This is a genomic window from Brevibacterium sp. FME37, assembly GCF_014897485.1.
Classification (GTDB): Bacteria; Actinomycetota; Actinomycetes; order Actinomycetales; family Brevibacteriaceae; genus Brevibacterium.
The window spans coordinates 238,750-263,749 of record NZ_JABUYE010000003.1 but is presented as its reverse complement, the minus strand read 5'-3'; the positions used below and the strand labels follow the sequence as shown (position 1 = coordinate 263,749).

The 25,000-nt window shown below is 63.4% G+C and carries 20 protein-coding genes; 9 read left to right on the top strand and 11 right to left on the bottom strand.

Annotated features, from left to right (window positions below):
• Positions 1-63: 63 nt before the first annotated feature.
• Positions 64-891 carry an enoyl-CoA hydratase-related protein gene (locus INT29_RS05310; protein WP_101569979.1) on the bottom strand — a complete coding sequence of 276 codons (828 nt, stop codon included), beginning with the start codon at positions 889-891 and terminating at the stop codon, positions 64-66.
• A gap of 276 nt (positions 892-1,167) precedes the next feature.
• Between INT29_RS05310 and INT29_RS05305 the strand changes: the two genes are divergently transcribed.
• The gene (locus INT29_RS05305; RefSeq protein ID WP_193071101.1) at positions 1,168-1,800 is read left to right on the top strand and encodes a hypothetical protein; all 633 of its coding nucleotides are present in this window, start codon (positions 1,168-1,170) and stop codon (positions 1,798-1,800) included.
• Positions 1,801-2,003: 203 nt separating this feature from the next.
• Here INT29_RS05305 and INT29_RS20585 read toward each other — a convergent pair whose 3' ends face one another.
• Complete coding sequence (locus tag INT29_RS20585; RefSeq protein WP_319020840.1) at positions 2,004-5,318, bottom strand: PDZ domain-containing protein; 3,315 nt, start codon at positions 5,316-5,318, stop codon at positions 2,004-2,006.
• An 80-nt stretch (positions 5,319-5,398) separates the two neighbouring features.
• Between INT29_RS20585 and argS the strand changes: the two genes are divergently transcribed.
• Both argS and INT29_RS05290 read left to right on the top strand, forming a co-directional pair.
• Positions 5,399-7,150, top strand: coding sequence for an arginine--tRNA ligase (gene argS, locus INT29_RS05295; protein ID WP_101569982.1), 1,752 nt, complete (start codon positions 5,399-5,401; stop codon positions 7,148-7,150).
• Complete coding sequence (locus INT29_RS05290) at positions 7,147-8,418, top strand: CynX/NimT family MFS transporter (protein WP_101569983.1); 1,272 nt, start codon at positions 7,147-7,149, stop codon at positions 8,416-8,418. The genes argS and INT29_RS05290 overlap by 4 nt, the downstream gene beginning before the upstream one ends.
• 164 nt (positions 8,419-8,582) lie before the next feature.
• On the opposite strand, the gene INT29_RS05285 is transcribed toward INT29_RS05290, so the two are convergent.
• Complete coding sequence (locus INT29_RS05285; protein ID WP_226841633.1) at positions 8,583-9,425, bottom strand: hypothetical protein; 843 nt, start codon at positions 9,423-9,425, stop codon at positions 8,583-8,585.
• Positions 9,426-9,597: 172 nt separating this feature from the next.
• Here INT29_RS05285 and INT29_RS05280 point away from each other — a divergent pair, with 172 nt between their 5' ends.
• Together INT29_RS05280 and INT29_RS05275 are read left to right on the top strand one after the other, a co-directional pair.
• Positions 9,598-10,137: a peptidylprolyl isomerase gene (locus tag INT29_RS05280; protein ID WP_101569985.1), complete on the top strand. Its 540-nt coding sequence runs from the start codon at positions 9,598-9,600 to the stop codon at positions 10,135-10,137.
• 75 nt (positions 10,138-10,212) lie between these two features.
• Positions 10,213-10,920 carry a rhomboid family intramembrane serine protease gene (locus tag INT29_RS05275; RefSeq protein WP_101569986.1) on the top strand — a complete coding sequence of 236 codons (708 nt, stop codon included), beginning with the start codon at positions 10,213-10,215 and terminating at the stop codon, positions 10,918-10,920.
• A 409-nt stretch (positions 10,921-11,329) separates the two neighbouring features.
• Here the strand turns inward: INT29_RS05275 and INT29_RS05270 are convergent, their stop codons facing one another.
• A complete protein-coding gene (locus INT29_RS05270) occupies positions 11,330-12,181 on the bottom strand; it encodes a cell division protein CrgA (protein WP_193070946.1) in 852 nt (283 codons plus the stop codon).
• A 380-nt stretch (positions 12,182-12,561) separates the two neighbouring features.
• Between INT29_RS05270 and INT29_RS05265 the strand changes: the two genes are divergently transcribed.
• From INT29_RS05265 to INT29_RS05250, 4 genes are all read left to right on the top strand, one after another.
• On the top strand, positions 12,562-13,647 hold the full coding sequence (locus tag INT29_RS05265; protein WP_193070945.1) for a class E sortase: 1,086 nt from the start codon (positions 12,562-12,564) through the stop codon (positions 13,645-13,647).
• A gap of 2 nt (positions 13,648-13,649) precedes the next feature.
• The gene (locus INT29_RS05260) at positions 13,650-13,823 is read left to right on the top strand and encodes a hypothetical protein (protein WP_009884833.1); all 174 of its coding nucleotides are present in this window, start codon (positions 13,650-13,652) and stop codon (positions 13,821-13,823) included.
• Positions 13,820-14,494 carry an anthranilate synthase component II gene (locus INT29_RS05255; RefSeq protein WP_193070944.1) on the top strand — a complete coding sequence of 225 codons (675 nt, stop codon included), beginning with the start codon at positions 13,820-13,822 and terminating at the stop codon, positions 14,492-14,494. Before INT29_RS05260 ends, INT29_RS05255 begins: the two co-directional genes overlap by 4 nt.
• A gap of 140 nt (positions 14,495-14,634) precedes the next feature.
• The gene (locus INT29_RS05250) at positions 14,635-15,147 is read left to right on the top strand and encodes a GyrI-like domain-containing protein (protein ID WP_193070943.1); all 513 of its coding nucleotides are present in this window, start codon (positions 14,635-14,637) and stop codon (positions 15,145-15,147) included.
• A gap of 9 nt (positions 15,148-15,156) precedes the next feature.
• Here INT29_RS05250 and pknB read toward each other — a convergent pair whose 3' ends face one another.
• The 7 genes from pknB to INT29_RS05215 all read right to left on the bottom strand — a co-directional run bounded on the left by pknB (position 15,157) and on the right by INT29_RS05215 (position 24,870).
• The gene (pknB, locus tag INT29_RS05245) at positions 15,157-17,067 is read right to left on the bottom strand and encodes a Stk1 family PASTA domain-containing Ser/Thr kinase (RefSeq protein ID WP_193070942.1); all 1,911 of its coding nucleotides are present in this window, start codon (positions 17,065-17,067) and stop codon (positions 15,157-15,159) included.
• Between the two features lie 83 nt (positions 17,068-17,150).
• Positions 17,151-18,974: a protein kinase domain-containing protein gene (locus INT29_RS05240; RefSeq protein ID WP_193070941.1), complete on the bottom strand. Its 1,824-nt coding sequence runs from the start codon at positions 18,972-18,974 to the stop codon at positions 17,151-17,153.
• Complete coding sequence (locus INT29_RS05235) at positions 18,971-20,440, bottom strand: peptidoglycan D,D-transpeptidase FtsI family protein (RefSeq protein ID WP_101569993.1); 1,470 nt, start codon at positions 20,438-20,440, stop codon at positions 18,971-18,973. The genes INT29_RS05240 and INT29_RS05235 overlap by 4 nt, the downstream gene beginning before the upstream one ends.
• Positions 20,437-22,023: an FtsW/RodA/SpoVE family cell cycle protein gene (locus INT29_RS05230; protein WP_101569994.1), complete on the bottom strand. Its 1,587-nt coding sequence runs from the start codon at positions 22,021-22,023 to the stop codon at positions 20,437-20,439. The genes INT29_RS05235 and INT29_RS05230 overlap by 4 nt, the downstream gene beginning before the upstream one ends.
• Positions 22,023-23,489: a PP2C family protein-serine/threonine phosphatase gene (locus INT29_RS05225; RefSeq protein ID WP_193070940.1), complete on the bottom strand. Its 1,467-nt coding sequence runs from the start codon at positions 23,487-23,489 to the stop codon at positions 22,023-22,025. The genes INT29_RS05230 and INT29_RS05225 overlap by 1 nt, the downstream gene beginning before the upstream one ends.
• On the bottom strand, positions 23,486-23,998 hold the full coding sequence (locus tag INT29_RS20580; protein WP_101569996.1) for an FHA domain-containing protein: 513 nt from the start codon (positions 23,996-23,998) through the stop codon (positions 23,486-23,488). The genes INT29_RS05225 and INT29_RS20580 overlap by 4 nt, the downstream gene beginning before the upstream one ends.
• Positions 23,995-24,870, bottom strand: a complete 876-nt coding sequence (locus INT29_RS05215; protein WP_193070939.1) for an FhaA domain-containing protein — start codon at positions 24,868-24,870, stop codon at positions 23,995-23,997. Before INT29_RS05215 ends, INT29_RS20580 begins: the two co-directional genes overlap by 4 nt.
• Positions 24,871-25,000: the final 130 nt, after the last annotated feature.

The following is a 25,000-nucleotide window of genomic DNA, read 5'->3' as shown; positions in this document are numbered from 1 at the left end:
TGTGATCCTCAAATTCTGGTGGGATGGTCGTTGTGTGAGCTGGTCCCGGGGATTGGGTACGGCTCAGTAGGCGTTGTCGAAGCCGCTGAAGTCCGGGTCGCGTTTCTCGGCGAAAGCGGCCGCGCCCTCATGCGACTCTGGTGAGTGTGCGTAGAGGTCCAGGGCGCTCATGGCCAGGTTGGTGAAACCGGTCTGCATCTCACTGTCGGCGTTGAATGACTGCTTGAGGAAGCGCAGCGCAGTGGGCGCCTTGAGTCCCAGGGCTCGGGCACGGTCCTTGGCCCGTGGCATGAGGTCTTGGGCCTCGACGACCTCATTGGCCAGCCCCCAGCTCTCGGCCTTCTGGGCGTCGATGAGTTCGCAGAAGTACCACATCTCGCGGGCTCGCTTCTCACCCACGACCCTGGCGAGGAAGGCCGTTCCGTATCCGGCGTCGAAGGACCCGACTTTCGGCCCGGCCTGTCCGAAGCGAGCATGTGCGGCAGCGATCGTGATGTCGCAGAGTGTGTTCAGCACATTGCCTCCGCCGATGGCGACACCGTTGACGGCGGCGATGATGGGCTTCGGCACAGAGCGCATGGTCTTGTGGAGTTCGGAGATACGGAACATGCCGTACCGGCTGGGACCGTAGTCTCCGGTCTTCGCCTTCTGCTTGACGTCGCCGCCGGCGCAGAATGCCTTCTCTCCCGAACCGGTGAGGATGATCGAGCGGACCTGGTTGTCTCCCCAGGCCTGTGTCAGTGCCTCGATGAGTTCGTCGACGGTCTGGGAACGGAAGGAGTTGAACGAGTCGGGACGATTGATGGTGATGACCGCGAAGGATTCTTCGACCTCATAGAGGATGTCCTCGAAGTCCTGTGTGGTAGCAGCGGGTTCGTGTGTCTCTGTCATCTTTGCCTCCTCAAGCTGATGTCCTACGGGGGGCGGCAGCCTGTCCCGCAAGAAAATGAATCTAAGTTCACTCCAAGTGAACACTAGTTCAGTACTGAGGTCAATACCCTTGAGTCGGTGAAGTGGGAGTGGTGAATCCTCATTTCTACTGCGGGTTCGCGGGAGCACCCGTTTCTACTGTGGGTTCGCGGAAGCACCCGGTGCGGAGTGCGAGAATGTGATGTAGAACCGATCCTCGTAATCCCGTGGTATCCGTGCACAATCGAGAGGGCAGTGATGACTCAACCCCGTGAGACCAGACCGCAGCCGGCTGCCGGCGCGGAGATCGGCTCCCTCATCGGCGGAGCATTCGGCCTGGTGTTCCTCATCGTCAACAGCGCATCGTTTTCGACCCTGGGCCGTATCCTCGTCCTCGTCATGGGGATCGCGGCCTTCGCCGTCATCGTGTTCTTCGCGATTCGTTCACTGGGCCGCATGAAGCGCGCCCAGGTCTCCTCAGCAACGTCCGTCGAGTCCGCTGAGTCCGCTGAGTCCGACGAGGGGCAGGCTGCGGCCGGACCGCGTCGGACCGTTCCCTTCGGACGCAGCTACTGGATCATCGTCGGGATCGAAGCACTGGCGCTCTTCGGCGGTACGCGCCTGCTGAGCGGTTTAGGGCATCCGGAACTCGGCGTGGCCTGGGTGGCGTTCGTCGTCGGCACCCACTTCTATGCTCTCGGCCACGTGTTCAAACTCAACCGGTTCCATATTCTCGCCACGGTCGTCACCCTGTGCGGCATTGCCGGCTTCATCGCCTTCTTCGCCTCGATCCCAGCGTTCATTCCCATCTTCAGCGGGATCATCTCCGGATTCGTGCTCCTGGCGTTCGGCCTCTGGGCGCTCGTCCCGGTCGAGGGTGAGCGTGCGTGAAACGCCGATTTGCTGTCCGCAAACGGTCGCCTGGTCGTTCTGGGGCGAACGTCTGCAGACAGTGAAAACCGTTTGCGGACAGTAATCGGCTGACCGAAGCCCGTGGCCAGTGACTCTTGACGAACAGGTCCCGTCGCCGGCTGCAGCGGTTGCGCGGGCCCAGGTCCTGGTGCTTCGTCGGAGGGTTGGCTCCGTCGCCGGTCCTACTCCGTGGGCGCGCCTGGGGCCTGCACCTTCGGCACCGACTGGACCCGTGGGGCTGGGAACTCGGGCGGTTGGGCCGCGGGTGCATCCTCCAAGCCAGCGAGCACCTCGGCGATGGCACGGTCGAGCTGCAGATCGTCCTCACTGAACAGCTGCGAGGGATCGTGCTCGACCTCGATGTCGGGATCGACACCGTAGTTCTCCACATCCCAGCCCTTGCCCTCGAGCCAGAAGGCGTAGCGCGGCTGAGTCACGCCGGTGCCGTCGACCAGTTCGTAGCGGCCGTCGATGCCGACGACGCCGCCCCAGGTGCGGACTCCGATGACAGGGCCAAGGCCCTTCGCCTGCACTCGTGCGTTGATGATGTCGCCGTCGGAACCTGAGAACTCGTTCGCGAGGAAGGCCACAGGGCCACGGCGGGTATCCTCCGGGTCGGGAAGCATCTTGTCGTAGCTCCTGGAGGCGTTCCAGGCGATGACCCTGTCCGCGAAGCGCTCGGCGACCAAGGCACTCGTATGACCGCCCCGGTTGAACCGGACATCGGCGATGACGCCCTCGGCAGACATCGCCTGCCGCAGGTCACGGTGCAGCTGAGCCCAACCACCGGCCATCATGTCGGGGACATGGACATAGCCGACGCGACCACCGGACTTCTTAGCCACATACTCACGCCGGGAGCGGACCCAGTCCTGGTAGCGCAGCTTCTCCTCATCGACCAGAGGAATGATCGCGACCACACGGTCCTTGCGCCCCCGCCGCAGAGTGAGTTCGACGATCGAATCGGCCGCTCCCACCAGGTGGGCCGCCGGGCCGCGGACTTCGTCGACGGACTGACCGTTGACGGCGACGATGAGATCACCTTCGCGGGCTCCGACACCTGCTTGACGCAGGGGCGACCTGGCGGCGGGATCACTGCTCTCACCAGGCAGGATACGGGCAATCGTCCAACCCTGATCGGTCCGTTTCAGATCCGCCCCCAAGAAGCCGAGCTTCTTCGACTGATCACCGGGAGGTCTGGACGGAGAGACATAGGCATGTGAGGTGTTGAGCTCACCCACGGTCTCCCACAGGATGTCGACGAGATCGTCATGGGTCAGCGCCTTTGCGGCGACTCGACGCCAGCGCAGGGTCACGCCCTCCCAGTTCACCCCGTTCATGTCCGCACGCCAATAATGGTCGCGCATGATGCGGGAGTTCTCCTCGAACATCTGCAGCCATTCGGCCCGCTGATCGAGTTCGAACCGCAGTCGTGTGAGGTCCACGGAGACCGTGTCATCGTCATCGGCTTCGACCTTGCGGGTGGCCGGCCGCACCGACACGTCACCATCGTTGGTCACGATGATGAGCTTGCCATCACCGGAGACCTCATAGTCATCGGCCTTGTCGACGACTGCGGAGACCTTGCGTTTGGCGAAGTCGAAGTACTGGACCACCTCGCCCGGCTTCTCACCGGCATCACCGGAATGCTTATCGCCAAGCTCACCATCCTCGGCATCACCGGTGCGCATCCACAGGACTCCGCCCTCGGCCGCACTCAGATTGCGGAAGACACCAGAAGAGACCGGGAACGCCACGATCCTCTCCTCTGCCCCGGCAAGCTCGACGTCGGCGGTGACGACGGTCTTCTCCGCCTTTGCCTTCTCCGTCTTCGACGTCTCATCGGTGACCTCACCGATCGCCCAACCGTTGGCACTCGGGCCGAAGGGTGCGGGCTCGGTCGAACTCAGCGGCAGCAGCCACGGTCTGGTCACACCGTTGAACGACAGGTCGAAGGAATGCTGATTGTAGGAGGGATCGAAGGTCCGATCCGAGAGGAACGCGACGTACTTGCCATCGACGGTGAATGCCGGCGAGAAGTCGTTGAACTTCCCATTCGTCAGCGCCTGACCCTCACGATCCGACTTCGTATCGACGATCATCAGCCGCTCCAACATCTCCTCGCCCTGGGTCGGCTGCGACCACACGAGGTAGCGGCCGTCGGGAGAGAACCGAGGAGTCTTGGCCTCACCGAAGCCCGAATGACCCACCAGGCGAGTCCTGCCATTGCCGACGTCGACGAGGCGGATACTGCCATCGTGAGAGATCGTGGCCAAGGTCTTCCCCGCAGGGTCCGAGGCCATATCGAGGACGCGTCCCAGGGCTCCGGCCCCGATCCGCCGAGGAGGTTTGTCACCGGAGACGGCCCGGACCTCGATCGAGTCCTCACCCTCGACATCGGTGATGTACGCGGCGAGTCCGGTCTGTCCGACGACGACGGGTTCACGGGTGCGGATCGACGAATCCGCACACAGCGCCCGCGCAGGGCCTTCGCGATGGGCCAGCCAGAACGTCTTTCCGCGCCATTCCACCACCGAGGCGTTGCCACCATGATCCGGGACGACGCTTAAGGTGCTGGAAGTGGGATCGATGTTGAGCGGCTGCACCCCGGTGCCGGGAAGCTGCACATTGAGGGTTCTGATCTGAGCGTCGAGACTGTCGAGGATGCGGATCTCACCGTGGCTGTGCCACACGATGCGGGTTCCATCGGTGGTGGCATCGCGGACATAGCCCTCGGACTCGGTCTGGAACGTCAGCTGCCGCGGCTCACCGGTCGCGGCCCGGTCCGACGTGGACTGCGTGGCCAAACCGTCCCAGATCCACAGGTTCGCCTGCTCATGAGCATGATCAGGGAAGGTTGCGGCACGGTCGGAGGTGAACACCAACGAGTCACCGACCCAGATCGGATCAGTCAGCGACGCAGCTTCCTCCCGGAGCAGACGCTGCCACTGGGCACCTGCACCCGAGGCATCACCGGCACGATCGAGCCACAGCCTTGGCGCAGTGCCGCCGCGATAGCGCTTCCAGTGCGCGGGCGGACGCGAGAACGGGGTCGACAGAGCCGTCACACCCGAGTGATGTCTGCTCAGCCCCGAGGCCCGACCCAGGAACAAGCGTTCGACACTGCCGTCCAGGCTGACTGACTTCACAACATGATTGCGGACCTCGAACTCACCGGCATTGGATCCGATGAGGATATGGCTCTCATCGGCCCACCCGAGCATTGTCGTAGTCGTTCCACCCAACCAGCTCAGCCGTCGCAGGGACCCGGAAGCCACCTCGGCGAGCATGAGTTCAGGATGCCCGTCGCGGAAGGACACATAGGCGACACGTGTCCCGTCCGGCGAAATCCGCGGACTGCGGACTGGGACATGATCCGAGGTCAGACGCCATGCACGTCCGCCAGCTGACGGGGCGATCCAGACATCGTCGTCGGCGGTGAAGGCGATGAGATCACCGTGGATGTGCGGGTACCGGAGGTAAGAATTCTGAGTCACGTGACCTACATTACAAGCTTGGGCGCCGAGGTGACACGGCCCATGCGGCGCAGTCGGTCCCCGACCAATAGAATGGTGACATGCCATCTCTGACTTCGCTTCTCAACGATCGTTTCGCACTTGCCCTCGAACAGTCCTTCGGCGAGGATTTCGCGCGACGCGACCCCGTGATCAGGAGCAGCCAGTTCGCCGACTTCCAGGCCAACGTGGCGCTGCCCCTGGCGAAGGAGCTGAAGTCCAAGCCACGCGATATCGCGACCACGATCGTGGATAATCTCGACCTCGAGGGGATCTGCGTGACCCCGGAGATCTCCGGGCCTGGCTTCATCAACCTCACCTTCACCCCCGAGTTCCTGGCATCGACCCTGAACCAGGGACAGGTCACCGAAGTCGGGGCCGAGACGAGTGCAGCAGCCGACGGCGCAAGCTCCGCCGGACAGCGGATCGTCATCGACTATTCGGCGCCCAACGTCGCCAAGGAGATGCACGTCGGTCACCTGCGGACCACCGTCGTCGGTGATGCGCTGGCCCGCACCCATGAACTCTTCGGCAACACCGTGGTCCGCCAGAACCACATCGGTGACTGGGGCACTCCGTTCGGAATGCTCATCGAGCACCTCCTCGACGTCGGCATCGAGTCCGAGACGGCCCAGGACATCTCGGCCAACCCCAACGCCTTCTACCAGGCAGCCCGCGCGAAGTTCGACAACGACGAGGCCTTCGCCACCCGCGCCCGCGCCCGCGTGGTCGCGCTGCAGGGCGGGGACAGCCAGACCCTCGAGCTGTGGGAACGCCTCGTCGGGTTCTCACGGATCTACTTCAACCACATCTACTCACTCCTCGACGTCACCCTGACCGATGACGACCTCGCAGGTGAGAGCATCTACAACGATGACCTCGCCGCGGTCTGCCAGGACCTCGAGGACCAGGGCCTGGCCCGCATCAGCGACGGCGCACTGTGCGTGTTCCCCGAGGGATTCACCGGCCGCGAGGGCGAACCCCTGCCGCTGATCATCCGCAAATCCGACGGCGGCTACGGCTACGCGACAACAGACCTCGCGGCCGTCCGCCACCGGGTGCGCACACTCAACGCCGACCGTGTCCTCTACGTCGTCGGTACCCCGCAGGCTATGCACTTCGAGATGGTCTTCGCCATCGCCCGGGCCGCCGGCTGGCTGCCAGAGGGCACCGAGTTCGAGCATGTGAAGATCGGCAATGTGCTCGGCGACGACGGGAAGATCCTGCGCACCCGCTCCGGCGCGCCCCTGCGTCTGGCCGAACTCCTCGAGGAGGCGGTCGCCCGCGCCAAGACCACTCTGCAGGAGTCCAACACCGAGTTCGCGGCCGAAGAGGAAGCCGTCGTGGCCAAGGCCGTGGGCATCGGTGCCGTGAAGTACGCAGACCTCTCCGTCGCCCACGACACCAGCTACACCTTCGACCTCGACCGCATGCTCGCCCCCTTCGGCAACACCGCCCCGTACCTGCAGTACGCCGGGGCTCGGATCCGTTCGATCCTGCGCAAGGCGGACGGGGAGGCATATCCGGTCGCGCCGATCCACCTCGGCGAGGCGGCTGAACGTGACTTGGGTCTGGCGCTGCTCGGGTTCTCCGATGTCCTCGCCGATGTCATCGCGGGCTCCGCGCCGCACCGACTGTGCACGTACCTCTTCGATCTCGCCCAGTCGTTCACCTCGTTCTACGAGCAGTGCCCGGTCCTCATCGCCGAATCCGCCGAGGTGCGCGATTCCCGGCTGCGTCTGAGCCAGACCGTCCTCGAGGTGCTCGAAGCGGGTCTCGGAGTTCTCGGCATCCGCGTGCCCGAGCGCATGTGAACCAGCCTGACCCATCCGTTGCCCGGCGGATGCTGCCGTGGATGGTTGTGGGCATCGTCGTTCTGGCGATCAACCTGCGGGCACCGATCATCGCTCCGACGGCCGTCCTCAGTGACATCCAGGACGACACCGGGCTGAGTGCGGCCGGGGTCGGCCTCCTCACGGGTCTGCCGGTGCTGCTGTTCGCCCTGGTCACCCCTGTGGCGGGCAAGATCATCGGACGCTTCGGTGCGGAGGCAGCAGTGCTGTCGTGCCTGACCGGAGTCCTGCTCGGAACCGTGCTGCGCTCCGTGGGTCCGCCCTGGCTCGTGCTTGTGGGCACCGGAATCATCGGGTTCGCCATCACCTTGGGAAATATCGCCGTGCCGGTGATCATCCGCCGCGAGGTCCCGTGGAGCCAGGTGTCGATGGTGACGGGCCTGTACTCGGCCACCATGAACGTCGGATCTATGCTCACGCTGCTCGGCACGGGGCCCTTGGCGGCAGCGTTCGGTTGGCGGTGGGCCATCGCCATCTGGGGCGCCATGGCAATGATCGGACTCGCCTACTGGCTATTCGCGATCCGGCTGCGGGTCCGTCGCAACGCGATCGTCGCAGCGTCGGCCGAAACACCACCGGCACCCCAGCCCACACCGGTACGGCGCCCGTGGCGCGAGGCACCTCCTGAATTCCGTGCCATCATCGCGCTCCTTGTGGTCACCTTCAGCGGACAGTCGATCGCGTACTACACGACCACGACGTGGCTGCCGTCGATCCTGGCGGACACGGGAGGGTTGAGTGCAACCGCGTCGGGCGGCACCGCTTCTCTGTTCCAGGTCGCAGCCATCCTCGGCGCATTCGGTGTCCCGCTGCTGGCGGCCCGAACCAAGCCGTGGGTGCCGGTGGCCATCATCGCGGCGCTGTGGCTCTCACTGCCCGTCGGGCTGCTGCTGGCTCCGAACTCATATGTGCTGTGGGCGATCACCGGGGGTATCGCCCAGGGCGGCGGATTCACTGCGATCTTCTCCATCATCGCCCGCACCGCCGGCAGCGACCGGGAAACCGCATCCGCCTCGGCTCGGGTGCAGGGCGGCGGCTACCTGGCCGCCACACTGGCGCCGCCCTTCGCGGGCTGGCTGGGCAATGTCACCGACGGATGGACGGCCCCGATCCTGCTCATCCTCGCAGCGACCCTGGCCTTCACCATCGCGGGGCTGCTGGCCGTGCGGATCTCCGGCCGCTTCCGTGGCGGTGGGCCTGCCAATAGGCGTGAGGTGCTTGATGGTTGACGACCGGCCTCCTGAGTGACGCTCGCCTGAATGACGAACGGCTCCCGCTGCTGAAGTTGCCTCACGTGGATAAGTGAGGAATTCAGCGGCGGGAGCCGTTCTTTCTGTCTGTGCCAGCCAGCCGACCGGTCAGTTGACCAAGTCGGTCGACTTCTCAGAACAGATCAGTGCTTGGCATTCTTGTCTTCGACTGTCTCGGCGGCCGACTTCGAATCCTCTGCAGGCTTGGCGATGGTCGCCGGTGTGGCCTTGGTGTCCTTGGACTCATTGGCCTCGGTCGCAGGCTTCGGTGTGGTCGTGGCGGCCGCCTTCGACTCAGGCACTGCTGTCTGCGAGACCTCAGGTGCTGTTCCCTGGCGGGATGCGGGGGTCGAACCCACCGGGCGAGCATCTTCGGGACGGTTGTTGGGCAGCGGTGTCGACCATGGGTCCTCGACCGGCTGCGCCTTCTTCCACACGTAGTAGCCGATGCCGGCTGCAGAACCGATGACCAGGGTCCACACGACTGCGGCCTTGCCACCACCGGACTTGCGTGCGGTGTCCTTCTGGATTCGTTTGCCGGCGTTTGTGAGGGCCTTGCGAGCCTTCTTCACGGCTTTCTTGTCGCCGGTCAGGCGCACAGCGAGATCGTCGACGAGCTGAGGAGTCTCAGCGGCTGCAAGCGAGTTCGCGGCGTTGGACGCAAACTTGCCGGCACGTTCGGTGGCTTCGGGACGGTAAGCATCGAGCTTGTCCGCCCAGGCATGAACCTGCTCATTCGCTTTGTCTGCGAACGCTTCGACCTGGGGACGGGCCTTGTCGGCAAGGTCTTCGGCCCGATCGGCCAGTGCTTCAACCTGCGGGCGAGCCTTCTCAGCGAGCGCCTCGACCTGAGGGCGTGCCTTGTCAGCGGCTTCGCGGAGTTTTGGACTTGCGGCCCCGCTGGCATCGGCCAGGACTCGGAGTGACGTCTTCTTCGCGGAATCGAGCTTCGAAGCGAACGGATCTCGAGCTGACTTCTTCGACATGAACATTCCCAATCCTCTTTGTCGGGGGCAATTGATCTGTCTCAGTCTACGGCCTAGGTGCAAGCTGCTGGACATCAGGCCGTCATGAAATTGTCTGCAGAAACGCTGACAGAGTCCGCAAACGGGGCCGAGGGAATCTGCAGAAGCCGCGAGGGCGTGGAAGAATGGTCGTATGACTACAGCTTCTACGCACACAGCGATCCTGCACACCAACCATGGTGACATCACCATCAACCTCTTCGGCAACCACGCTCCGAAGACCGTTGCGAATTTCGTGGAACTGGCCAGGGGCGAGCGTGAGTTCACCGATCCCGCCACCGGCGAACCCACCAAGCGTCCCTTCTTCGACGGCCTCAACTTCCACCGCATCATCGCGGACTTCATGATTCAGGGCGGCTGCCCACTGGGCACCGGCACCGGCGGCCCGGGCTACACCTTCGACGATGAGATCCACCCGGAACTCCAGTTCGACCGCAAGTACCTGTTGGCCATGGCCAACGCCGGCAAGCAGATGGGACGCGGCACCAACGGTTCGCAGTTCTTCATCACGACCGCCGAGACCCCGTGGCTCAACGGCAAGCACTCCATCTTCGGCGAGGTCGCTGACGAAGCGTCGCAGAAGGTTGTCGACGAGATCAACAACGTCCGCACCGCGGCCATGGACAAGCCGGTTGAACCAGTCACCTTGGAATCGGTCGAAATCAGCGGCTGATACGGATTCGTCGGTGAGCATCGGTACTTGCAGCTATCGAGTACTGAGACTCACTGAACTGAGTACCATGGTGTGATGGACACACCTGAGGAGGGCTCGGCACGGGAGACCGGCCGGGCCCTTTCTGTGTCTCCACCGCTGGTGACGAGCACGATCATGATCCTTACGGGCGTGGTCTTCCTCGCCCAACTGCTGCCCAGCCTGGATCTCGTCCATCGACTGAGCTTCGTGCCCGCGCTCGTTCTTGACCAGCCATGGCGGATCCTGACCGTGGCTCTGGTGCACGAACAACCCTCGCCGTACCACCTTCTGGCCAATATGATCGGCCTGTTCTTCTTCGGTTCTTTCGTCGAGCGAGCCCTGGGCCGGTGGCGATTCCTCGTCATCTACCTGCTGGGGACGATCGGCGGATCCGTCATGGTCCTCGTTCTGGCCAAGCCGTTCTCCGTGGATTGGGTGACAAACAATATCGGTGCCTCCGGCGCTGTCTTCGCTATCGTCGGCGTGCTGTTGGTGCCGACACGCAGGCTCGACCGCAACATCACAGGGGTCGTGCTGTTCGTGGCTCTCAATTTCGGATACGGACTCCTCGTGGCAGGAGTGTCCTGGCAGGCCCACCTCGGCGGGCTCCTCGCGGGTTTCGTGCTTGGCTGTGGCGCTCTGCTGGTGCCGAAGAAGCGGTCGACGCTGGTCTTTGGACTGACGGCTCTCGGACTGCTGCTGGCAATGGCTGCAGCTGGCACCTGGCGGATCAACGAGGCCTGGCGAATCCTCCCCGTGTGAAGGGTGCCGTGAAGGGTGCCGGGTCCCTGTGTCGGGAGGGTGCCGGGTGGCTCTCAGGCTTATAACAGACTTCGGTGGAAAATTGGCGTCTCCATGGACTGAAATTAGTTGTCCACACCCTTTATCCACATGGTGGATAACTTACATGTGTGTATTTCAGCAGGTCACAGGCCCAAAATAAGTTATGCACAAGCGACGCTCCCGGCTTGGGTATAACTTCGACCTTGTGGACAAGCGTGCTGGCAAGGCAGTTGAAGGGTCAATATCGGGTCACCGACCCACTCGCAGGTGAGCCTGGCGTGGACCTGAGCTGCTGCGCTCCCGCCTTCGAAAAACGTGGGTCGCGTCGACTGCCGGGTTTGTGCCCCCGTGCGTCGACGCAACCCCCGTTAATCGGGAGAAACGTGAACTAGCGCCAGCGCGTGGACATGATCAGTCCCGCCACGAAGAAGGCGAAGCCGATGAGGATGTTCCAGTTGCCCCATGCCTCGACCGGGAAGGCACCCTGCGAGACATAGAAGATCACAAGCCAGATCAGGCCGATGACCAGGAGGCCGATGAGCACCGGCAGGAACCAGCTCGGGTTCGGCTTGATCGTCTGCTGACCGGACTGCGAAGTGTACGAGGCGGTCTTGCGCCCCTGGGGCCGCTTGGCCGGATTGCCAGAACGTGAGGTGCGTTTGGCTGAGGAGCCCTTCGCAGCAGAACCCTTGGCCGTTGCAGCCTTTGCCTTATCGCTCTTCTTCGCAGACTTGCTGTCCTTGTCGGACTTGTCTGTCTTATCGAGCTTCTCGGCCTTCTTGGTTCTCTTGGCCTCAGCGGTCGAGTCATCAGCTGTCTCGGCCTTGTCAGCCTTGTCGGCCTTGTCAGCGTCCTCGGCGTCGCCAGTCTTCTTGGCCGCGGAATCCTTCGACGTGGACTTCTTGCTCGTTGCGGCACCAGCGGCTGTGGGTTTCTTGGCCACCTTGTCGTCTGCGGCCGTGTCGTCGCCTGCAACATCACTGTCGCCAGCAGCATCAGCATCGACGTCGCTGACAGTGTCGGGTTCGTCGGCAACCACATCGGATGAGTCGGAGGAGTCATCCAAGTCGAGGATGTCGCCGTCGAGGCGCTCGTCCTTCAGATCTCCTGTCGACTCAGCCTGCAGATCCTCGACTGCCTCCACATCGTCATTCGGCGCTGCCGTGGTTTCGACATCGGCTTTCGACGAATTGCGAGAAGTGCGCTGGGGGCGCTGGGTCCGTCCGTTGGACTTGGCCACGAGTACTCCTTATACGGCCGACCATTGCTGAGGTCACCGATTGATGAATAGGGACAATCGGACATCAGTCTACTCGTGACATACAGCAGTTTTAAAAACTCCAACTACCCTGAGAACGACCTGTTTGTGGAGCTTCATGCGATAAAGTGCAATACGGTGTCCCCGCTTGCCCTTTGGGCCAGCCCCGGATTCGAAATATTAGGCACGGTGCAGCAGTGGTGAATAGTCCCCCCTCGGGTAACGAATCAGACGCGGATGCGTCTTCGCGACCCACTATTCGTCCTGCTCAGAGGCAGGACTCCTCGCACTACCCGCCCAATGACCGATATCAGTCGCAAGGTGGGTACGGCGGGCACGAAGCTTCCCCGGCCACACAGCCTATGAATGCCGCACCAGATCTTGGTGGTGCTCCGAATTCCGGCGTCGATGCTAACTTCGCCCCCGGTTCGCATCCAGGGGACGATCAACCGCTTCCCAGCCGGCGTGAACTTCGGCGCCGCGAAGCCGAAGCAGCTGCAGCCAACGGCGCTCCGACCGCCGTGTACTCCGATGCCCCACCCGCGTACCCCGATTCCACTCAGGACCAACCGGCGGTCAACAGCGGACCAGCGGGCAACGGGGGAACAGACCCCCGCCTCGGCGTCACGATGGGTGCTGCGGCTGCCGGAGGAGCCGGGACTCGTGCCGGAGACCGTCGCACCAATCGTCGGAGGCAGAAGCCAGAGCGCGAGCCACTCGGCCCCGTCCGCGGCACCATCCGCACCTTCGGCGAACTCTGCATCACGGCCGGGATGGTTCTCATCCTGTTCGTGGTCTGGCAGCTGTGGTGGACCGATATCGAAGCCAACCGCGACAACGAAGTGCTGGCAGACAAACTCACCGAAGACTGGTCCAACCAGGACCCCAACAAGCTTCCGGACGACCCCGACGAACCTGTCGTGGCTGACCCAGTGGAGAAGAATCACGCATTCGGCATCTTCTACATTCCACGATTCGGCGACGACTACTACCGCACGGTCGCCGAGGGCGTCGATCTTGAACCCGTCCTCAACCGGATGGGCGTGGGCCGGTACCCGAACTCCGCGATGCCCGGCGAAGTCGGCAACTTCTCGATCGCCGGCCACCGCGTCACCTACGGCAAACCACTCAACCAGATTGCGAAGCTGCGTCCAGGCGATGAGATCATCGTCCAGACCAAGGACGGCTTCTACACGTACACGTTCCGGAACTTCGACATCATCCTCCCCGATGCCGTCGAGGTGCTTGCCCCGGTCCCCAGCGAACCCAAATTCAAGGGCAAGGACCGGATCCTCACAATGACGGCCTGCAACCCGATGTTCTCGGCCAGAGAGCGCTACGTCGCCTACGCCGAGCTCACCGACTGGACCCCTGCCGGAGACGGCGCACCAGAGAACATCAAGGATTCCAAGGCCTACGACAAGGTCAGCAAGAATGGTGGTGCCTGAGTATGTACGGTCTGATCTGGCGACTGCTTCCGGGCAACTGGTTCGTCAAACTCATCTTCGCCCTCATCCTCATCGCGGCCGTGGTGCTGCTGCTCATGCAGTACGTCTTCCCGGTCGTCGCACCTTATATGCCCTTCAACAACGCAACAGTGACCGATGGAAGCGGTGGCCAGTGACGAAGATCCTCGTCGTCGACAACTATGACAGCTTCGTCTACACGCTTGTGTCTTACGTTCGTGAGCTCGGGGCGCAGACGCACGTCATCCGCAATGACGATATGTCCGCCGAGGCTGTCGTGGCCTTGGCCGCCGACTACGACGGAGTCCTCCTGTCCCCAGGTCCGGGTGTGCCGGCCGAATCGGGAGTGTGCCCGAACCTCATCGCCTGGGCTGAGACGTCCGGGACCCCGGTGTTCGGAGTCTGCCTGGGCCACCAGGCGTTGGGAGAGGTCTTCGGCGCCACTGTGACTCACTCGCCGGTGCTCATGCACGGCAAGACCTCCGTCATCACCCACGACAGTCAGGGCATCTTCTTCGGCTGCAAGAACCCCCTCACCGTGACCAGATATCACTCCCTGGCGATCGTGGACGAGACCATCGACCTCGAGAAGTTCATGGTCACCGCCCGCACCGAGGATGGCGTCGTCATGGCCATCGAACACCGTGAGCAGCCGCTGTTCGGCGTCCAGTTCCATCCGGAGTCGGTGCTCACCGAATGTGGCTACCTGATGCTGGGCAACTGGCTCGAGGTCTGCGGAATCGAAGGCGCCGCAGCGAAGGCCGCCGCAATGTCTCCGATGGCCTCGGCGATCGCAGCGAAGTCCGTCCCGGCCGGAAACCCCGCCTAAGTCTCAGCGGCTAGCCTAGGCCGCAGCGACGGCTCGGCTGGGCTCAGGCTCTTCCGGTGACCCTGCCCGACATATTAGGATCGTGACACACCAAGCGATCCAGAACTGTTGGCGGATACACGGAACCGAGAGGACCACTGATGTCAGAGTCGAGTTTCAACCGGAGCGAACCATTCTCCGAACTCACCGTGTTCGAAGCGACGCAGATCCCCACCGCGGTGGTGGAGACGAGAAATGTCGCTTTGGAGGACCTACCCTCACTCTTCGACGCCACATTCTCTCGGCTGATCCCGGCCCTGGCCGAGGCTGAACAGGAGATCGCCGGCCCCGCGTTTGCGCTGTACACGCGCCAGCCCAGCGACACCGTCGATCTGGAGATCGGGCTTCCGCTGACTTCGGGGCTGACTCGCGCCCTGCCACTGGGCGAGGAGCTCATCGCGATCCCATCCCAGCTGCCTGGCGGATCAGTCGCAGCTTTGACCCACATCGGTGGATATGACGGATTGGGTGAGGCCTGGGCGGGGTTGATGAAGGAGGCCGTCGATGCCGGGCACCACCCGGATCTGCCGTTCTTTGAGGTCTACGTGACCGAACCGAGGCCTGACATGGACCCGAAGGACCTGCGCACCGACCTCTACCTCGCCCTGTCTTAAGGGCTCGACTCAATTGGCGTCTGAGAAGCCGTCGAACCAGCCGCCACCGTCGCCAGGACCCATGGAGTTGTCGTCGTCCTTGCCGTTGTCCTTCTCATCATCGCCATTGTCATCGCCGCTGTCGTCGCTGCCACCATCGTCACTCGGTGCGGTGGGAATACCGCCTGGGACCGAGGGGATGCCCGGAGACGACGGCTCCTCAGGCGGCTTCTTGGCCACCTTCACCGTGATCTCTGAACCCTGCTTGACCTCGCTGCCGCCAGCCGATGACTGTTCGAAGACCTTCTTCTCTTCCTCATCGGCGGTCTCGACCTCTTCGGTCTTGCACCCCAGTTGGTAGTCGTCGCCCTTGAGGATCTTGCAGGCTTCCTTCGCGGACTTGCCCGTAACATCGGGGACCTCGACCATTCCCGAGGACACGACGAGGTCGACGTTCGAGTCCACATCCACCTTGGAGCCGTTGCCGGGCTTGGTCTCGATGACCACACCCTTCTCCACGTCCGGAGAGTTCTCGGAGATGTGCGTGCCTGCCTGGAGCTTGGCGTCATTGAGGACCTTGCGGGCATCCTCCTCGGACTTGCCGGAGACATCGGGGACCTTGACGCTCTTCGGGCCGGAGGAGATGATGAGCTTCACGACGCTGTCCTCCTCGACTCGCTGACCGCCGGCAGGGTCGGTCTTGATGGCTTTGCCCTCGTCGACGTCTTCGTTGTACGACTCATCCCTGTCGACTCTCAGGCCCTGTTGGATGAGGGCGGACTCAGCCTCATCAGCGTCCAGGTTGGCCACGTCTGTGACCTCGATCTGGACGGGCGGCTCGGGTTTGTTGATCTCGTAGACCCACAGAGCCACGGCAGCCAGGGCGAGCAGCACGAAGATGCTGCCGATCCAGATCCAAGCGCGCGAGCGCTTCGGCGGCGGTGGTTCGTCCTGCTTGGCCATGATCGTCGACACGGCACCAGTCTCAGGGCCCACCTCGGAGTCCTGAGCGTACTGTGGGGGACCCATCATGGCCCCGGCCATCGGGAACGCCTGGGTGCGATCCAGGTCATCGTCAAAGCTCAGAGGGCGACCGTCACGTGCCGCGAGGACATCCTCGCGGAAGATGTAGGCGTCCTGGTAGCGCTCGTCGCGATCTTTCAGCAGCGAATGCATGAGAAGGCGATCGACTTCAGGGGGAACATTCGGATTGTAGAAGCTCGGCGGCTTCGGCGTCTCGCCCACGTGCTGGTAGGCGACCGCAAGCTGTGAATCGCCGACGAACGGGGGCCGGCCGACGAGGAGTTCATAGAGCAGGCAGGCCGTCGAATACAGGTCGGAACGGGCGTCGACGACCTCACCACGGGCCTGCTCTGGGGACAGGTACTGGGCGGTGCCCACGACCGACTGGGTCTGGGTCAGACCGCTGTTGTCCTTCAGCGCGCGGGCGATGCCGAAGTCCATGACCTTGATGTCACCCTCGGGGGTGAGCATGACGTTGGCGGGCTTGATGTCGCGGTGGACGATCCCGTTGCGGTGGGAGTACTCGAGTGGGGCGAGCACACCGGCGACGACGTTGAGCGCCTCGTCGATGGTCAGGGTGCCGTGTTCGTTGAGGACCTCGCGCAGGGTTTGGCCCTCGACGTACTCCATGACGATGAAGGGCACAGAGACGGAGGAGCCGCCGGTCTCAACGAACTCCTCTTCGCCCGAGTCGTAGACTGCGACGATGCCCGGATGGTTCAGACCCGCCGCGGACTGAGCCTCACGCTTGAGGCGCGTGTGGAACGAGGGATCGCGAGCGAGATCGGACCGCAGAAGTTTGATCGCGACGCGCCGGCCAAGCCTGTTGTCGACGCCCTCGTGCACTTCTGCCATGCCCCCACGGCCGAGGAGCGCACGAACTTCGTACCGCCCCGACAGCACCTTGGGTTCATTCATTCTGGTCCTCCGCTTGGTTCACCCACGTCGTGGGAAAGTACTTCGCATGTCAAGTAGATTACTCGTCTTCTCGGCGCATCGTTTCAGCCAAAGATCGACTCGTCCAAGTTCGCGCCGGCACTCGAATTCTCTTTGTCGCCACCGCCGGACTGGTCCCCGCCGCCGTCGGTCGAACTCGACGAACCGGTGTCCGAGCCGTTGCTGCCCGAGTTCGAACTGCTGCCGTCGCCACCGTTGTCGCCCCCATTGGAACCGTTGTCCGAACCGGAATTTGAGTCCGAGCCCTCGTTCGAGCTCGCCGAGTCATTCGAGGCGCCGCTGTTGGAATCGCTGCTCGAGCCGTTGTCATTCGAGGAGGCGTTGTCGTTTGAGCTGCTCTTCTCATTGTCGCTGTCGGAGCTGGAACCGTTGTCGGAACTCGAACCGTTGTCACCACTGGTCTTCGACGGGCTGGGTTCGTTCGTCGGCTCCGGTTCCTGCGTCTTTTCGGGCGGGCCCGATGAGATGTAGAGCGTAACGGTGTCGCCCTCTTCGAAGGTGTAACCGTTCTCGCCCTCGCCCACATCGGCAACGGTGCCCGCAGCGCGGGAGGACTCGATGGTCTGGGTATCGGCTTCCAGACCCTGCTGTTCGAGGTTCTGAGTCGCCGAGGATTCGGAGAGTCCGATGTAATCGCTCTTGTCGATCTCGATTGTCTTCGCAGCCTCGGAGGTCGTGGGTGCGCTGGTGCTCGGATCCGGCTCGGGTTCTGCATTGCCCCCGCCGAGGAAGAACCACAGCAGAGAACCGACGGCGATGAGTGCGATGATCGCGAGGATCCAGATGAGCGCGCGGCCCTTCTTCGACTGCTTCTCGTCGAGTTTCTTCTCCTCTGCGTTCTCCGCATCGAGCTCGCTGCCATTCGCCGCCTCGGCGCCGGCACCCGCGGCAGCGGCACCCGGGTAGACACGAGTCTCGTCGTTGGATGCCGTGACCGGCATCGCCTTCGTCGTCGGCACGGGTTCGGGGTTGTTGAAGACCTGGGTCAATGCCTCGGAGGCGGCGCTGCCCAGACGCATCTGCGGCAGAATCTCCTCTGCACCGGCAACATCGCCTGCGGCCAGCGCATCGGCGGCTCGGGACACGGCCATGGCGTCAGAGGGCCTGCGTTCGGGCTTCTTCTCCAGCAGGCAGTCGACGAAGCGGCGCAGCGGTTCGGACACCGTGTCCGGCAGCGGTGGATGCTGCTGGTTGACCTGGGCGATGGCGATCGCGACCTGCGAGTCACCGGTGAACGGACGTTGCCCGGCAAGTGCCTCATAGGCGATGATGCCCAGGGCGTAGAGGTCTGAGCCGGGGCCCGAGCCCTTTCCTGTGGCCTGCTCTGGTGCCAGGTACTGGGCGGTGCCCATGACCTGTCCGGTCTTTGTCAGCGGAGCCTGGTCGGTGACGCGGGCGATGCCGAAGTCCGTGATCTTGACCCGGAAGTCCGGAGTCATGAGGATATTGCCGGGCTTGATGTCGCGGTGGATGACTCCGACCTTGTGCGCCGCTCCCAGCGCCTGAGCGGACTGGGAGACGATGCTCAGAGTGTCCGTCTCCGACAGCGGTGCACTGCGTTCGATGATCGCTGACAGCGCCTCACCCGGCACGTACTCCATGACCAGGTACGGTGAACCGCCCTCGTCGCCGTAGTCGAAGACTCCGGCGATTCCGGGGTCGGAGGCGCGTCCCATGTTCTGCGCCTCGGCGCGGAACCGGGCGAGGAACGTGGTGTCGGAGAGGTATTCGTCCTTGAGGATCTTGGCTGCGACTTCACGTCCGAGCACGGAGTCCGTGCCCTTCCAGACCTCGCCCATACCGCCCACGGCGATTCGGGATGTGAGCGTGTATCGGTTTCCCAACACGGTGCCTTCGACGGGTCTCATTTTTCGACCACCGCTTCCATCATGTTCTTGGCGATCGGTCCTGCGACCGTCGCTCCATAAGCTTCGTTACCCGCATTGCCGCCGTTCTCCACGACGACCGCCACTGCGATCTTCGGATCATCGGCTGGGGCAAATGAAATGAACCAGGCGTGCGGGGCCGCGCCAGGTCCGTGCTGCGCTGTACCGGTCTTCGCCGCGACCTTCGTGCCGCCCATCTTGGCCACGGAGGCGGTTCCGTTCTCGACCACGCCTTCCATCATCGTGGTCAGCTGATCCGCGGTCTTACCTGAGACTGGCCGGGACTTCTCCGCCGGACGCATCTCCTTGATGGGTTCGAGAGTGTTCGCGTTCAGCACCCGGTCGACAAGCTGCGGCTTCATCATCTTGCCGCCGTTGGCGATTCCCGCTGTCATCATCGCCATCTGCATCGGCGTGGACCTGACCTCGTACTGACCCAGCGAAGACTGTGCCAGCTGTGGTGGATTGAGGTCATCGGGGAACGTTGAGGGGCTGACCTTCAGCGGAATCTCCATGTCCTGGCCGAAGCCGAACTTCTCCGCCTGGTCCCGAATCGCGTCCTGACCCAAGTCCATGCCGAGTGAGGCGAACGAGGTGTTGCAGGATTCGGCGAGTGAGTCTGCCAGAGACGGTTTTCCGCCATTGCGGCAGGCGCCCGGATGGGAGTTGCCGATTGTGGAAGTGGTCTGGGGCAGGTCGAGCTTCGCCGGACCATTCAGGGTCGAATCCGGTTTGTAGTCGCCTGATTCCAGTGCGGCCGCGGCCACGAGGACCTTGAACGTGGAGCCCGGTGGGTACAGGTTGCCGCCGATGGCCCGGTTGTAGGCAGGCTTGCCCTCAGCATTGTTGAGAGTCTCAAAGGCGGACAGTGCCTTCTCGGAGTCATGGCTGGCAATGGGGTTGGGATCCCAGCCCGGCGTCGAGGCCATGGCGAGGATCTTGCCCGTCTTCGGGTCGATCGCGACGGCCGCACCGTTCTGATTGCCCAGTCCGTCCCACGCAGCCTGCTGCACCTTCGGGTCGATCGTGAGCTCCACGGCCGCCCCACGAGGCTGTTCGCCCGTGAAGAGGCTGCCGACCTTGTCGTAGAACAGGGCGTCGGAGTCGCCGGAGAGGTAGTCCCCGGTCGCGCGCTCCATGCCGGAAGCCCCCGAGACGATTGAGTAGTACCCGGTCATCGAGGCGTACGCGCGGGGGTCGAGGCCCTCCGCGCCGTACTTGCGCTGGTACTTGTATTTGTCGTCGACGGGTTCGGAGTAGGCGATCGGCTTGCCGTCGACGAGGATCGGACCGCGGTCGCGAGCCAACTGGTCGAGGACCCGCCGGTTGTTGAGCGAGTTGTTGTTCAGCGAGTCGGCGGTTACGAACTGGATCCAGCTGGTGGAGGAGAACAGAAGGGCGAACATGACGAACCCGACGATGCTGATGTGTGTCAACGGCTTCTTCATCGTTCACCTCCGGTAGTGCCCAAGTTGGTTGTCGGGTCCTCATCGGACCCGGTTGCTGTGAGGTCGGCGGCGCCGAGATTCGTCGTCGGAGCCTCATCGCTGGTGGCGCGTTCGGTCGCGAGTTCGCCGGCAGCGTGTTCGCGTGCCCCTTCGACGCGTTTCGTATCGTTGCGGTTCTCAGATCTCCTCGCCGAGGTGGCGGAGGCTTCGGGGTCTTCCGTGATCTTGAGGACGCCGGTGTGGAATTCCTCCACCGGACGCCGAGCATTGTCGGAGATGCGCAGCAGCAGGGCGATGATCATCCAGTTGGCGACCAGAGACGATCCGCCTTGGGCGAGGAACGGCGTGGTCAGACCCGTGAGTGGGATGAGGCGGGTGACACCGCCGACGACGACGAAGACCTGCAGAGCGATCGTGAAGCTTAAGCCCGTGGCCAGCAGGGTGCCGAAGCCGTCGCGCAGCTGCTGCGCGGTCTTGATGCCGCGCTGGAAGATGAAGAGGTAGCAGAGCAGGATGACGAAGAGTCCGGCCATGCCCAGTTCTTCGCCGAGGCTGGCGTAGATGAAGTCAGACTCCGCATAGGGGACCATATTCGGTCTGCCCTCGCCGAATCCGGTTCCGGTCAGGCCACCGTTGGACATGCCGAACAGGCCCTGGACCAGCTGGTATGAGCCACCGGGGGCCTTGTTGTACTCCTCAGAGGTGAGCGCATGGAGCCAACCGTCCACGCGCTGTTGGACATGGGAGAAGAGTAAGGTCGCGGCGACCGCGCCAGCGGCGAAGAAACCGAGGCCGAGAATGATCCAGGAGACCTTGCTGGTTGCGACGTAGAGCATGGCGACGAACAGGCCGAAGAACAGAAGTGAAGTGCCCAGGTCCTTCTCGAAGACGAGGATGCCGACGCTGGCCACCCAGGCGATGACGATGGGGCCGAAGTCGCGCAGGCGCGGGAATCGGATGCCGAGGATCTTGGGTCCGGCCAAGACCAATTGGTCACGGTAGGACACGAGGTAGCCGGCGAAGAAGATCGCCAGCAGGATCTTCGCAATCTCACCGGGCTGGAAAGACATTGTTTCGGTGCCGATCCAGATGCGGGCACCGTTGACGGTCTTACCCAGGCCCGGGATGAGCGGAAGCATGAGGAAGATCAGCGCGGCGAAGCCGGACACGAAGGTGTAGCGGCGCAACCACCGGTGGTCGGTGAGGAAGAAGAGGATGCCGACAGCCAGCCCCACACCCAGAGTCATCCAGATCAGCTGCGTCATTCCGCTGTTGAGATACTCAGGCCGGCCGAGGTCGACACGGTAGATCATCGCCAGGCCGAGGCCGTTGAGCAGGACCGCAATAGGGACGAGGACAGGGTCGGCGTACTTGGCCTTCCACCACACGACGACGTGGAGGATGAGACCGAGCGCGGCCAACCACGCCGCGTACTGGTAGACGTTCGCGGGGATCGTGTCCTCGGTGCCGAGTCCCACGAGCGCGTAAGCGCTGGTGGATACCGCGATCGCGAGGATCAGGAGGCCGAGTTCAGCCAGGCGATAAGGCCGTGGCCGCGCGCCTTGGTTGGGGTTCTCGGACATTACTGTGACTCCTCAGTGATGGCATCACTGGGAGCGACCGATTGGGAACTCGGTGGTGACGGTGCCGGATCGCTGGGGCTCGTAGAGTCCTCGACATTGCCCGAGACTGTGCCGGACTTGTCGGCTTCCTGACGCAGGTTCTCAATGATGCGCTCGGCTTCGTCGCGGGAATCGGCCTGGATGGAGCTGCGCAGACGGTCCTGTGAAAAGCGGTTGAGGGTGCCGACTTCGATGTCGGTGGTGTCCTCGAGCCTGCTGAGTTCGATGGGTCCCAACGTGGTGTCAAGACCCCGGTAGAGGGTGACCTTCCCATCGAGATTCGTCAGGTAGTAGTGGTTGTTCATGTAGTTGTAGGCGAAGAATCCGCCGACGGCGATAGCGACGATGACGATGGCGGCGATGATCCAACCCAGGTAGGACCGCTTTTCCACCTCGTCGTCGTCAGCGTCGAGGTCATCCTCCTCGGTGGCTTCGTCCCTGTCGGGCGACTCCGCGTCAGTGCGCTGGGAGGGTGAGACCACCTCGGCGGTGGGCTCCTGCTTTTCGGAATCGGACACCGCCTGCAGAGGCACGGTGTCGGTGGGGATGTCGCCGTTGCCGTAGTGGGGCTGGGTCTCGGCGGCGTCTTCGTCGGTGCCAGCGTCAGCGTCGGTGTTCATGCCGATCATGGCGTACTTCGGGTTGAGGTGGACAGAGCCCACGGAACTGCCCTGCACGGTGTCGACGGTGCCCTCTAGAACGTCACCGATGACGACGGTGACGTTGTCGGCGCCGCCTCCGGCCAAAGCCAGATCAATGAGCTGACGGCAGCATTCGTCGGGGTCGGAGACCTCGGCGAGGATGCGGGCGATGTCATCAACGTCGGCGAAGCCGGTCAGACCGTCCGAACAGAGCATCCAGCGGTCGCCGACGTGGGCTTCGCGCAGGGTGAGGTCGAGATCAGGGGAGGCTCCGACGTCGCCGAGGACCTTCATGACGACCGAACGCTGCGGGTGGGTCTCTGCCTCATCAGGGGTGATGCGGCCTTCGTCGACGAGCATCTGGACGAACGTGTGGTCGTGGGTGACTGTCTGCAGCTCGCCGTCGCGCAGCACATAGCCGCGGGAGTCACCGATGTGAGCCAATGCGAAACGATTGCCGGGAGCTCGCAGGAGAGCGGTGACCGTAGTGCCCATGCCGGCGAGCTCGGGCTGTTCGGCGACACCGCGGCAGATACGGTCATTGGCTTCGAGGATCGAGGTGCGCAGGATCTCCAGAGCGTCTTCGCCGCTGGGTTCACGATCGAGGTCGGCCAGTCGGGACACGGTGATCGCCGAGGCGACATCGCCACCTGCGTGGCCGCCCATTCCGTCTGCGATGAGCAAGAAGTTCGGACCCGCGTAACCGGAGTCCTGGTTGTTCTTACGCACCAGCCCGGTGTGAGACCGGGCTGCTGAACGGAGGGTGATGGTACCGTCGGTCGTCACGATTGGGTCTCCAGCGTCGTATGGCCGATGGTGATCTGGGTGCCGATCCGCAGGCTGATTGGCGAATGCATGGGCGAGCCGTCGACGATCGTCCCGTTCGTCGAGCCCAGGTCTTCGAGGACCCAGGAGCCGTTGGAGGCCACGATTCGTGCGTGATGGCTGGAGGCGAAGTCGTCACTGATGACGATCGTATTGTCCGGTGCGCGCCCGAAGGTCACGGGTGCCCCCGAGAGCGTGACCAAGGTTCCGGCCAAAGGCCCACCGGTGACCCGGATGGCACCCGGATGAGCGTGTTGCTGCACAGGGGCTGGCGCGGGTGTCGGGGCAGGTCTGCTCGGGGCAGGACTCGGTGCTGCCTTGCGGGACGCCTTGCCGCCTCGGCGAGATTTTCTGGGGCCTTTCTTGGCACCGAAGATATCGCGTTTGAGGACACCGGCCACGCCGAGGACGAAGAGCCAGAGGATGATGAAGAAGGCGAACCGGAAGACGGTGACGGTGAACTCGCTCACTGGGCGTCCTGTTCGATCTCGTGGTAGCGCACCTCTGCGTCTCCGGCCATGAGGACATCACCGTCGGAGAGGTTCGCCGAGGTGAGCTTGCGTCCGCGCAGAAGTGTTCCGTTGGTCGATCCGAGGTCGCTGGCGACCGAATGATCGCGTTCGACGGTGATTTCGAAGTGCCGGCGTGAGACACCCGGATCGTCGATGACGTAGTCGGAGCTGGAGGAGGAGCGTCCGAAGACGTTCGTGCCCTGGCGCAGTTCGTAGTCCTGACCGTGGATGGTCACGTTCGCGACTATCGAGCGAGACCTCGAGGGAGCCGCCTGTCGCACTGGTGCCGAGGCCGGTCGGCTTGTGGCCGTTGGTCGGGCCGGCGCAGGTTCAGGGGTGCGCCTGGGTGCGACCGGACGGGAACCGGAGCTGGCCTGCCCTTCGCCCACGATGTTGTGCGAGCGCGACACGGGGTCATAACCACCGCGGTTGGCCGGTTGGGCCGCAGGAGAACCATCGGGACGCTGAGTACTGGAGACGACACGGTACATTCCCGTGTCGAGGTCTTCCGCTTCGACGAATTCGACGGAGACGGGTCCGACGAAGCTGTAGGCCTGCTCCACTGCGTGATCGCCGATCACCTGGCGCAGGTCGGAGCGAAGTTCGTTCTCGAGGCCCGAGAGCCGGTCGAAATCTGTGGGAGACAGCTCAATGCTGTAGTGGTTCGCCGTCAGTGTCCGTCCGCGTGAAACTACCGCAGCCTTGTTATCGGCTTCGCGTCGCAGAGAACCAGCCAGTTCGACCGGTTCCACCTGAGAGCGGAACGCTTTGGCGAAGGCGCCGTTGACGACATTCTCCAATCCTTTCTCGAAACGATCGAGAATCCCCATGGCACCTCCTCATCCAGGTGTCGTGCGCGTGACGAACCGTTCGCCACCAGCCCGGACTAAGAGTCCGGACGAGTCTGTATCAGTGAATCCGCCCTCGGAAAACGACACCGAGAAGGAGACACCAACACCC

What these genes read in the sequence shown, in the direction of transcription:
- INT29_RS05275 (WP_101569986.1), top strand. Translation starts at nt 10,213, where the DNA reads ATGGACACACCTGAGGAGGGCTCGGCACGGGAGACCGGCCGGGCCCTT.
- INT29_RS05250 (WP_193070943.1), top strand. Translation starts at nt 14,635, where the DNA reads ATGTCAGAGTCGAGTTTCAACCGGAGCGAACCATTCTCCGAACTCACC.
- INT29_RS05235 (WP_101569993.1), bottom strand. Translation starts at nt 20,440, where the DNA reads ATGAAGAAGCCGTTGACACACATCAGCATCGTCGGGTTCGTCATGTTC.
- argS (WP_101569982.1), top strand. Translation starts at nt 5,399, where the DNA reads ATGCCATCTCTGACTTCGCTTCTCAACGATCGTTTCGCACTTGCCCTC.
- pknB (WP_193070942.1), bottom strand. Translation starts at nt 17,067, where the DNA reads ATGAATGAACCCAAGGTGCTGTCGGGGCGGTACGAAGTTCGTGCGCTC.
- INT29_RS05310 (WP_101569979.1), bottom strand. Translation starts at nt 891, where the DNA reads ATGACAGAGACACACGAACCCGCTGCTACCACACAGGACTTCGAGGAC.
- INT29_RS05305 (WP_193071101.1), top strand. Translation starts at nt 1,168, where the DNA reads ATGACTCAACCCCGTGAGACCAGACCGCAGCCGGCTGCCGGCGCGGAG.
- INT29_RS05215 (WP_193070939.1), bottom strand. Translation starts at nt 24,870, where the DNA reads ATGGGGATTCTCGATCGTTTCGAGAAAGGATTGGAGAATGTCGTCAAC.
- INT29_RS05285 (WP_226841633.1), bottom strand. Translation starts at nt 9,425, where the DNA reads ATGTCGAAGAAGTCAGCTCGAGATCCGTTCGCTTCGAAGCTCGATTCC.
- INT29_RS05230 (WP_101569994.1), bottom strand. Translation starts at nt 22,023, where the DNA reads ATGTCCGAGAACCCCAACCAAGGCGCGCGGCCACGGCCTTATCGCCTG.
- INT29_RS05280 (WP_101569985.1), top strand. Translation starts at nt 9,598, where the DNA reads ATGACTACAGCTTCTACGCACACAGCGATCCTGCACACCAACCATGGT.
- INT29_RS05260 (WP_009884833.1), top strand. Translation starts at nt 13,650, where the DNA reads ATGTACGGTCTGATCTGGCGACTGCTTCCGGGCAACTGGTTCGTCAAA.
- INT29_RS05240 (WP_193070941.1), bottom strand. Translation starts at nt 18,974, where the DNA reads ATGAGACCCGTCGAAGGCACCGTGTTGGGAAACCGATACACGCTCACA.
- INT29_RS05265 (WP_193070945.1), top strand. Translation starts at nt 12,562, where the DNA reads ATGAATGCCGCACCAGATCTTGGTGGTGCTCCGAATTCCGGCGTCGAT.